Raw genomic sequence first — 11,319 nt, 5'->3', positions numbered from 1 at the left:
GGCTCCATATCTAGAAAGTAGAAACAAATAAGAGAGCTTTCCACTCAGTCCCTATTTCAGAAAATCTCAAAAGGTGATAAAACGAAGTTGAATGTAGCGGAAGGCGGCGACTTCTGCGGGAATAGGGCGAGTCCTGAGACCCCGCAGAGAGCGCCAGCGAGCGAGGAGGCTTAGGCCGCACCCCGCGAAAAGCGTCCGCCTAGAGCGAAATGATATAGCAAATAATGATATCCCAACAACCTAAAAACCGGCCGCCCATTGGGCAGCCGGTTTTATACTTGCTTACATTTACACAATTAATACGAATCTACATCGGACTGCGACAAATGCCAGCCTGCCATTTTCCCGGCTTCCACCTGGGAATTAAAAGACTTGATAACAAACGGCATAGGGCTATTTATATGAAAGAACCCAGCTTTCTTCAACGCTTCGTACCGCGCGCTGTCTTTCACGGCCCATACATTCATTGCATCAGCCTGTGAGTGCGAGCGGATGGCACGGAGCATGACAGACAATTGGTGGCTGTCATTCGGCCCCCATAAATCCACAATCGTTTCAAAAGTAATTCCGTCCGCTGCAGTTTCCTTATGCAGCACCACATAGCCGTAATCTTCCTGAGTGGCACTCAATGCGTACACCCGGTAATCCCTTTCAGGATGATCCAAATAGCGGCGTTTCACATAGTCACTTCCACGTTTTGCATGAAGCGGATACGATCCGGCATAGCGCTCATATAACTCATCAACCAACTGCAAATCCGCAGCTCCAAGTTCCCTTAAATGATACGGGGTTTTCTTACGGCTCAGCAGGCTGTACAGCTTATCTGCAGGATCTTTCAAAAACGAAAGCTGCTCTTTTTTTGTGCTGAGCAATGTTCCCGGTTTATTAACAGCTAAAAATCTCGGGACATTGCCAAGGTCGTCTGCTTTAGCAGATGACAGGAAAATATCTTTTGCTTTGGGAGCGGGAAAGCCGTAAACGATATCGATGTTCTGGCTTTCGCATTCTTCAAGCATGCGGGCAACGATCTTTTTATAAATGCCGCGGCCTTGAAAAGCGGGGTCCACCATGATGTCCACGCGCTCTGCCAATAAGAGCGTCTTCCCGCGGTAGCAAGCTTCAATCTTCAAGCAGGCAGCATGGCCGACAATGTCGCCTTCTTCTTCAGCGACAATGATAATGGCGGGAGGGGAAGAAAGGCGTTGAAACTTCCATTCCCATTCCGCGATGCTGCGTGCTTTTCCAAAAACCCGATGGTACAGAGAATTGATCTTCTCAGCGTCTCCTTGTTGGAAAAGACGGATCATAGCTTTTCACCAATCGGTTTTCCAAAGTCCTCCCGGCGGGAAGCGGCGGCTAACAAAACAAAGAACGAAAGTGTGAAAATATCAGATTCCCACAGATTGTATACAAGACCCATGAAGTATCCGCCAAGCAAGATGCTGACCGTCAGAACATATAAATAGCTTTCTTTATGTTTCTTGAAGTAGCGCCATAGAATGGATAATAGGAATACGGCGAAAGCAATAACGCCGAGGATTCCGGTCTGTACTATAATTTGAATGTATTGATTGTCCGAATAGAAATTATGGCTGATCTCGTAGGCGCTGTAAATTGGAGAAGAACTGGATAATGTAGTGGAATCTCCAAATGTAGCAAATCCTGTACCGATGATCGGGTAATCGCTGAACACTTCAAAGCCTTTTTTAACGATGTAAATTCTTCCGGAGTTTTGGCTGCCTGCTACAGTTTCTTCACTGAACGTGCTGCCGATGCGATCAGCAAATCCGGATTCGCCACCCACATCGAATTGCTGGATATTATTTACTTTTTCACTGCCGATATCCGTGCTTTCGATATAGTTTGTCAGTAAATTCAGCGGCAAGACCACAAACACTAAAGCAACTGCCAAGTACTTGACGAAATCCAGGCCGATTTTCCATTTGCGGGTCAATAAGACAAAGGCGATGGCTGCAACCAAGAAGCCGCCCCATGTACCGCGGGAATAAGTCAGGACCAGGATGCCTGCGATGAAGATGTTCAGGATATCCATATGGCGCGGGTTGAACTCGCTAAGCTTTTTCTTGGCAGTGTAGAACAAGATGAAGGCAAATAATAAGTAGATGCCCAATACGTTCGGGTTGCCGAGCATGCCGTAAATGCGGACGCGGTTCTTAGCTGATAATGCCATCGCTTGCCAGCTTTCCGGCAAAAACAAATTCCGGATGGACAATTTCTCAGCCATGGCTTGGATCAAGATCAGGATGGAAGTCCAGATGAAAATCCAGATGAGGTTGACCAAATCTTTTCTTGAAATCTGCAGGCGGTAAACAATATAGTACACCAAGTAGAAGATGGTGAACGAGCGCAGCTGCTGGATGATGTTGACGATGTTGACGCCAGTGATCAAAGCCGCAACTGAACCGATAGCCAAAAAGGCGAAAAAAGCATATTCGAAAGTCTTGAATTTAAAAAGGTTGGAGATTGTTTTGCGATTCATCCAGAATACTTTAAAAAGGGCACCGAACACTAAAGCATCGGTAATATAAGAAAGCCCTGGGTTGTATTCAATGATAAAGACACGGATCGGGATATAGACAAACAGCATTAGAATCCCGTTCTTTGGGTTGTAGAATGCGTAAGCGAACAATAGAATTGTCAGCACGTAGCCGATCAGCGGAATTCCCGTATAGCCTATAAGCATGAAAGCCAGCAATGAAACCAGCCAAAACCATTTCTCGTTTTCGTTCTTTAAAAAGTTCATAATTTCCTCCAAATACTTATATAATTAGCGGCTTTGGTACAAAGCCTTTTTGAAATTGATATTTTTGAAAATAGCCCACCAAAGCGTAATTGTACGGTTTGCTTGTTTAAAATGATTTTGGTAATTGCGGTCCTGCTTCTTCAGATTTTCAGCAGCTTTGATAAAAGCCGCTGGAGCATTCTCCACAAAAGTCTCCACATATTTTACGCGAGCATCCGACACTAAAGACGCTTTAATGCTGGCCAAAGCTAAAAATCCATCAAAAGCAATGACTTGTGACTTGAACGCTCTGGTCGCTTGCTTTTTCACTTCAAATTCATCCGTGATGTCTATTATACAATTGATTTCCTCTGGAGGGACAGGGCAGTTAATCTCATATTCCCTTATTAAGGAAGGTTGATGGATCGAGTTTTTCAAAGCAGCTGCCACCAAATGAGAGCTGAATACATGATCGGGATGAGCATCGATCAGACTTGGCGTATAAATTACGTCAGGTCTGATCTCATCAATCAGCTTTTTGAAAGGATCAGAAGACTCGACTTGAGCCATGGCGCTGTCTTGATATTCCATATATATAATAGAAGAAAAGCCTAAAAGGTCCTGGATCGACACCAGTTCGCTTTTGCGGATTTCGGCAAGGCTTTGGTTGGCGCTGCCGGAAGTATTGCTTTTATTGCCATCGGTAATGACGGCAATATGAACTTCTGCTCCGTTGGATGCGTATTTTCTGATGGTGCCGCCGAGACCGATCGTTTCATCGTCGATATGCGGAGCAAATACCAGTACCGATCGGGCATTTTCCAATGGCGTGACCTGTTTCTCGGATCGGTAGAACTTTTTCAAGGATGCCTTTATGGCTGGCGCCAAAAAAGGAGTCGCGTTGTTGAGTAATGCCTGTTTCATAAAAGCTTAAAACTCCTTACTTTTTCAATTTAGTCAATAGAAAACGGGCAATGGCAGTGCGCAGGAGAAGAATCGAAACGGTATAAACAATGGCTCCTACAATGACAGTGATGATAAAGCGGATATACACATGGAACTCGCCAACCGCTAAATCCGTCAGCCATAGGGAAGCGAGCATGATCAATGTAGCGGTGATGATTTTCGATGCATCTTTCAGTAAATAGCCATTTTTAAGCTTTCCTTCAGTCCGGTTGAAGACGATCCAGTTTAACGTAAAGTAAACGAGTGCCATAACGGAAGAGGCAAGCGGAATGGCCAGATAAGTCCCCATCAATTCAATGAACAGGAAATTCAACGCGACATTCAACGCGATGGAAAATAAACTGATGCGCAAAATGACATGACCTTTCTTTTTCGCATAAAAGGCTTTGTTCAAGATGTTCTGCAAACTGAAAAACAGCACGGACCCTAAATACAAATGTCCGACAGCAGCCGTTGCTTGCGTGGCATCCGCTGTAAAAGCACCGCGTTCATAAACAATATGTATCAAATCTTCCATAAGCCACATCATCCCGGCTACAGCCGGAAGCAATACCAGCAGCGTCAGCATCAAGCCATACTCGATGCTTTTCTTGAAGCCTTCCTGATTATTATTTGAAATGGCTTTGGATAAAATCGGGAAGATGATGGTGCCGATGGTGACCCCGATGATGGCTTGCGGGAAGTGAACAATGTTTTTGGCATAGTTTATGTAGTTGATCGCTTGACCGCTAAAACTGCCGGCGAAAATATTGTCGATGGTCAAATTGACTTGTCCGACCATCACCGTAATCGCTACGGGGATAAAGATGATTGAGAATGGCTTTATTTCGTTCCAATCGAGCCGCCCGACCACTTTATGGCTTTCTTTTGGAATAAACCATAAGCGTTTAACGATATACGACAGAATCGATCCGGTTAAGTAACCGAAAGCGAGTGAATAGGCGCCGATTTGGTCTGCGAATAGAATAGCGCCAAGAATGGTGCTGCCAATCACCAGAATCTGTGAGATGACCGAAAGGGAAAACTTGTTCTCGGCATCCAGATACGCTTCATACACTGAATTCAAGGAAACCATAAAAACAGCGATAAAGAAAATGATCGAAAGGGCGACGCTCAAATCAATCGCTTGAGCGGGCAGTTCCGAAAACATCATAGGCAATAAAAAAGGACTTGCCGCAATGCCTATTAAAGAAACCGTTAATCCGAGCAGCACAGTGCCGCGGATAATCTGAGAAAAATGATGATGCCCTTTACCGTCAGCCAGTGCATGTATATAGCTTGGAACGAAAGCGTTCTTCATTCCCGTAGCAAAAAACAGGATAAACATATTCGGTAAAGTGAACGCCGCAAAATAAGCCATCGCCTGATAAGAATCCCCAAAATAAAAGGCGATAATCATATCACGCAGCAAACCTGATATTTTCAGGAAAAGAGAAGCAATCACAAAAAGGATGCTGGTTATTGCAAGTTTTCTACCCAAAACAAAATCCTACTTTCCACAATGTTTTTCCAATAAAAAAAGAACTCATAAATTTCCAATACACGTTTTATATCTTATCATGAATCTCACTTTTATGACGTCTAATATAACAATAGGTTACGAAAAAATTCATATCCGCCTTATTGAAAACGCTTACAATTCACTGATTTCAATTTAATAAATCATATAGGGCAAAAGAAATTAAAAATTCCTGTATATGTAAAGGTCTTAGTTACATTGGGTAAAGAAGTTAAAATTTTACAAAAACTTAATCTGCTTAATAATCTCTTCTTGTATAATTGTGTTGTATCCCAATTCTAGATTGAGGAGTGGAGAAAATTGACGAAAAGCATCTTCAGCAAGATTTTTCTAAGTCTGTTACTGGCATTATCCGCTGTTTTGCCGTATATGGCGACAGCGCAAGCCGCAGAACCGATTACGGTAGCGGAAGCGATTGCCAATAATTCAGGAACCGCTACGGTGAAAGGATTTGTCGTAGGGACCGCTAATAGCGGGACGAGTTACGACCAGGAAGCCCCGTTCACGGCGGCTACCAATGTGGGATTGGCGGATTCGCCGGACGAAACAGATCCCGCTAAAATCTTGCCCGTCCAATTGCCGAGCGGTTCTGTCCGTGCAGGATTGAATCTGGCAGACAACCCGCAAAATTTCAAAGCGGAAGTGACCATCACCGGAACACTCAGTGCTTATTTCTCTGTTCCTGGCCTCCGTTCAGCATCAGCTTATACAATCCTTTCTGAAGGCGAAGCGCCGCCGGAAGCAACGCCGGTCGATTCGATCGCTAAAGCCCGCACGTCTAACGGCGAGCTGATCGAAGTCGAAGGCACAGTGACAACTGGAACCGGTTTCTGGGGCGGCAAAGCCTTTTACATCCAGGACGGCACAGCAGGCCTTTATGTCTTTACTTCGAACGCGAACGTCAGTCCTGGGGATAACGTACGCCTGACAGGACGCACTTCCTTATATTCAAACGAACTGCAATTGCAGCCAGATACAATAGAAGTAATTTCATCCAACAACCCATTGCCTGAGGCGCAATCCATTACGCCGGCAGGGGTCAATGAAGAAACGCAAGGCGAGCGCATTGAACTGCGCAACGTCACGATCACTGGCTTAAAATCAGTAAACGATTTTGGCACATTTGAATTTTCAGCGGTTGCGGAAAACGGCGAGTCGGTCATCATCCGCAACGATAACCGCAACGGCCTTGATTTCGCCCGCTTCACGCAGCAATACAAAGAAGGCGACCTCATTCACGTATCGGGAATCGCTTCGAAATTCAATAACACGTACCAAGTAAAAACACTCGGCACCGCCAGCTTTGACTTGGTCAATAAACCGGCTGTTTACACAGACGTATTCCCAGGCGTCGTTTCTGCAGGAACGAAAATTTCCCTGCAATCCGGCTGGGACAACGTAAATATTTATTACACACTTGACGGCTCAACGCCAACTGCCGCCAGCACACCTTATACAGCGCCGATTGAATTGACTGAAGACACGGTGATCAAAGCGATTGCTGTTGGAGACGAGACCTCAGAAGTCTTTTCATTCGACTATACGGTGCTGAAAACAGCAGACCTGAAAATCCGTGACATCCAAGGCGAAAGCCATTACTCGGATTATGAAGGCGTGATCGTCAACGAAATCGTCGGAGTCGTGACGCATATCTACAACTCAGCGAACTTCGTCATCCAAGACACCAACCCGGACAACGACTTGGTCACTTCAGAAGCATTGATTGTCAATAAAGCGTCGAACGGCTTGAAAGTCGGCGATGTGGTGACAGTCAGCGGGACAGTGGAAGAGCATTTCCAGGAAGGCTATTCGGACATGAGACAAAACGACCTTCCGATTACGCGCATCCGCGCAACAGAAACTGTCAAAACAGGAACAGCTCCGCTTCCTGAACCGATTGTCATCGGCGAAGATGTCCAGCCGCCGACAGAAGTCATCGACAACGATCAGTTCTCAGCATTCGATCCGGAACAAGACGGCATTGATTTTTGGGAGTCACTCGAGTTGATGCGCTTGGCCGTGCCGAATGCGAAAATCGTCGGGCCTCAAGGCTACGGTGAAGTGGTCGTAGTAGCAGAAAACTCACCAAACACGGATTTCCACAAGCAAGGCGGAATCCTGATTTCCGAAAACGACTATAACCCGGAACGCATCACCGTCGATTTTAACGATGAAAGTTTCGTTGCAAAAGGCGGAGACCGCTTTAATGGAGACGTCGTCGGCGTCCTTGGCTTCGGCTTCGGAAACTATAAATTGTGGACAGAGCGAGCAAGCTTGCCGGAACTGATTGAAGGCAATACAGCTCCCGAAACCACATGGATCGAAAAAGACGAAGACAAGTTGACGGTTGCTACGTATAATATGGAAAACTTCTCAGCTGACCCGAACCATACATCAAACGAAAAAGCGGCGCGCCTCGGCGAATCGTTCGTTGAGAACTTGAAATCACCGGATGTTGTCGCATTGGTGGAAGTGCAAGATTCCAACGGACCGATCAATTCAGGCGACCCGAATGCAGATGCCAGCTATGAACGCTTGATCGCAGCCATCGAAGCGGCGGGCGGCCCGAGTTACGAATGGACGGACATCGCACCGGAAAACAACCAGGACGGCGGGGAGCCGGGCGGAAATATCCGTGTCGGATTCCTGTATAACCCGGAACGCGTGACGCTTTCCGATGCACCAAAAGGCGATTACAACGACGACAACTCATGGGTAAACGGCGAACTGGCATTGAACCCTGGGCGCGTCCAGCCAATCCCGATGCCGAATACCCGCAAGCCACTAGCTGCACAATTTGAATTCCAAGGAGAAGACGTGGTCGTCATTGCGGCCCACTTGAATTCAAAAGGCGGCGACCAGCCGCTGTTCGGCCAGAACCAGCCGCCATTCCTTGGCTCTGAAGAAGAGCGCATTGAATTGGCAACAGCGATCAACGGTTTTATTGAAGAAGGCTTGGAGCAAAATCCGGACTTGAATGTAGTGGTGGCAGGGGATATGAACGACTTCGAATTCACGCCGGCGCTTGACGCGTTGAAAGGCGACATCCTGGCGAACAAAGTCGAAGATGTACCACTGGATGACCGTTTCTCTTATTACTACCAAGGAAACTCGCAAGTGCTTGACCATATGCTGGTGACGAATAACTTGGACGATAAAACAGAAGTCGACATGATCCACATCAACGCAATGTTCATGGAACAGCATGGACGCGCATCTGACCACGATCCGCTGCTTCTGCAAATCGACTTGGCAGATCCGGCCGTTCCGGGTGAACAGCAAGCGGACCCTGATTACTCAGGAGAAGCAGCAGTAGTTGTCGCTGGACCGGCAGATGAGCAAGGCCAATTGAATATCCACTTTAATGAAGAAACAGCTGAACAATTGCTGGCGAGCGGCAAAGCGCTTGTCATCGATATGCCTTCAGCAGACCTGACATTGTCCGCAGCAAACCTGCAGCAAATCACGGCAGCTGCAGACGGAGCTTTCACATTGGAAGTGGCGTATGACGACGAAAGCGAAGTCGACAAACGCCCGACAACAGCCGATCAAGTGGGCTTAAATCTAGTGAAGGAAAACGGCGAAGATTTGATTATCCAATTCAATGCAGCTGCTGAACTGGAATTTGACCTCAATACAGACGTCAAAATTTTGTTCGGCGCCCGTGAAGACGCCAAAGGCAAATGGAAAATCATCCAAGGCGAGAAAACCGGCAAAACGTTTACGTTGAACATCACCGAACTCGGCAACTACACGGTTGTATCCAATAATGGGCAGATGAAGAACAGCAAGTAGTTGAACGAAAGTCTTTATATACAGATATTCCGCAAAACAGCTACGCTTGCCGCGGGCGAGCGCCAAGCCGCTTCGTCGCTTACGCTCCTGCAGGGTCTCGGCTGTCTCGCTATCCCGCAGGCGTCTCCGCTGTTTTGCTCCATATCTGGGGAGTGAAAATCAGCAAAGTGGATTAATGATTATCGCTTTTGCTAAGAAATAACCAGCGAAGGTGCGCCCTAGCTTCTTGCGAGAGACTTACCCAAAGCAACCGTAGCTGTTTATAAAGATTTTCACTTATATAGGAAAGAAAGAGAGCTTCCGCATTTGCGGAAGCTCTTTTCAGCTTATTGAGAAAGTTGAGATCTGTATTAATTATTTTCCCTTAATCGATATTCCGCTGTTTAACTTCATATCTGGAGAACAGGTACAAACATTCGAGAGCTTTCCGAATCAACTCCCTATTCCAGAAAATCTCTAAAGGTAACAAAAGAGAGCTGAATGTAGCGGAAGGCGGCGACTTCTGCGGGAATAGTGCGAGTCCTGAGACCCCGCAGGGAATGAATGGGGCAAAAAGCATTTGCCCCGTTCATTTGCGACGAAGCTAGCGCAGCGATGCAGGAGCACACGGGTTTCGCCAGCGAGCGAGGAGGCTCAGGCCGCACCCCGCGAAAAGCGTCCGTCCTGGAGCGAAATGAACAATGCTGTTGAGAGTTTTCTACTCCATCGGCACCCACTTCAGCAGACCTTTTTGATTCAACTTGTTATAATGTAAAAAGATTGTGAAGTGAACATGCCAAAGTTGTTGAAAATCAGCTGTAACCATTTGGCGCTTTTGGCGTCTATATCAATACCATTAATTTAAAGAAGCGGGTTGAATCTATGAATAATCGCATAACCAATCGCAATATGAACATACGAAAAAAGAAAAAGATCTTTATTGCTGTGCTGTCGCTGATTTTATTGGCTGCAATCGGCATCGGCAGCTATTTATTGATAGCGCCGCAGGAAAACACACCGCCATCGACGGCAAGCGCCAAACAAGAAGCATTTGCCGGCAAGAGCTATAGCGGCTTCCAAGCGGAACCAAAAGAAGCGCCTGTACCGGAAGCGCCGGCAGAAGGCAAAGTAGAAGATGCGAGGGAAGAACAGCCTATAGAAGAACCGGCAGCAGAAGAACCGTCAGAAACGATCATCGTGACACCGGAAAAGCCGGTCGAAGCGCCTGAAAAAGATTTGACGCTGATGATCGCCAATGCCAAGACGCATGTCTATACGCTTTATACCGATTTGGAGCAAGGCTCAGGCTTCTTGTTTAACGAACAAGGCGATATCCTGACAAATGCCCATGTCGTGAAAGACGCCTCGTACGTCATGCTTAAAAACAGCGATGGCCAAGAGTTTAACGGACATGTGATCGGCATCTCGGAAACAACGGATATCGCGCTGGTGCGGGTCAAAGAGCTGGCCGGCAAAACACCGATGCCAATGGCTGCTGAACTTCCTGAAGTTGGCGACAAAGTAGTCGCAATCGGTTCGCCGGAAGACCAGGCGAATACTGCAACTGAAGGGGAAGTCACAGAAACCGGCAACAGCTTTTCCGACGGCTATGAATACACCAACATGATCGAAAGCACCGCGACTTTGAAAAAAGGTTCCAGCGGCGGCCCGTTGATCGATGCGGAAAAAGAAACGATTCTCGGCATCAATTCGATTATTCTGGAAGAAAGTCCGGAAATCGGCTATGCCATCCCGATCCATACCGTGATTGGCCAATTGAATGAATGGGTGGCCAATCCGATTGAGTACGAAGAAGAAGAAGTCGTGCTGCAGGATGTCAAAGACGCTTATTTTGATGAAGAATTGCTCGGAAGCTTTATTCAAGCTTATTACGAATTGATTCCGTACTCGTTGAATGATCCGGAGATGACGTACTACGAGTCGTACTTGCTGCCAGGAAGCGAAGCGGAAACGGAAGGCAAAAAGCGCGTGAAAGAACGCACCGATGCCAATAAAGTCTACGATACCATCAACTCATCGATTGTGAACGTCGAAATCGGTGAAGAAGAAGCAACAGTGGAAGCAACTGCCGAATACCTGTTCCACGACAAAGCAACCAATGAGACATTCAGTGAAACCGAAACAACCGTTTTCACCGTGGTAATTGATGAATACGGTGATTATCAGATTAAGAGCATGGTCAATAAATAAAGTTTCAAGCCATTTTCGTTCGCGAAAATGGCTTTTTCTATTCTCTTAATGAAGGAAGAAAGGATTTAAAAGAGGGTTTGATGCTTTTCGCCAGCGAAAAGCGCTT

General features: G+C 46.5%; 6 protein-coding genes. 2 read left to right on the top strand and 4 right to left on the bottom strand.

The window, feature by feature from the left end; all coding sequences use genetic code 11:
* Positions 1-296: 296 nt before the first annotated feature.
* The 4 genes from ACSFXN_RS01275 to murJ are packed head-to-tail and all read right to left on the bottom strand — an operon-like array spanning position 297 to position 5,189.
* Positions 297-1,307, bottom strand: coding sequence for a GNAT family N-acetyltransferase (locus tag ACSFXN_RS01275; RefSeq protein ID WP_437148399.1), 1,011 nt, complete (start codon positions 1,305-1,307; stop codon positions 297-299).
* Complete coding sequence (locus ACSFXN_RS01270; RefSeq protein WP_437148398.1) at positions 1,304-2,764, bottom strand: O-antigen ligase family protein; 1,461 nt, start codon at positions 2,762-2,764, stop codon at positions 1,304-1,306. Before ACSFXN_RS01270 ends, ACSFXN_RS01275 begins: the two co-directional genes overlap by 4 nt.
* A 24-nt stretch (positions 2,765-2,788) precedes the next feature.
* Positions 2,789-3,667: a PIG-L deacetylase family protein gene (locus tag ACSFXN_RS01265; protein WP_437148397.1), complete on the bottom strand. Its 879-nt coding sequence runs from the start codon at positions 3,665-3,667 to the stop codon at positions 2,789-2,791.
* 16 nt (positions 3,668-3,683) lie between these two features.
* Complete coding sequence (murJ, locus tag ACSFXN_RS01260) at positions 3,684-5,189, bottom strand: murein biosynthesis integral membrane protein MurJ (protein ID WP_437148396.1); 1,506 nt, start codon at positions 5,187-5,189, stop codon at positions 3,684-3,686.
* A 339-nt stretch (positions 5,190-5,528) separates the two neighbouring features.
* Here murJ and ACSFXN_RS01255 point away from each other — a divergent pair, with 339 nt between their 5' ends.
* Entirely contained in the window at positions 5,529-9,023 is a 3,495-nt protein-coding gene (locus tag ACSFXN_RS01255) for a DUF6359 domain-containing protein (RefSeq protein ID WP_437148395.1), read from the top strand.
* A gap of 861 nt (positions 9,024-9,884) precedes the next feature.
* Positions 9,885-11,213 carry a S1C family serine protease gene (locus tag ACSFXN_RS01250; RefSeq protein ID WP_437148394.1) on the top strand — a complete coding sequence of 443 codons (1,329 nt, stop codon included), beginning with the start codon at positions 9,885-9,887 and terminating at the stop codon, positions 11,211-11,213.
* Positions 11,214-11,319 lie beyond the last annotated feature (106 nt).

Origin of the sequence: Planococcus sp. 1R117A, from assembly GCF_051417975.1 — a bacterium.
GTDB lineage: Bacteria > Bacillota > Bacilli > Bacillales_A > Planococcaceae > Planococcus > Planococcus shenhongbingii.
This window is presented reverse-complemented; position numbering and strand designations above follow the sequence as displayed.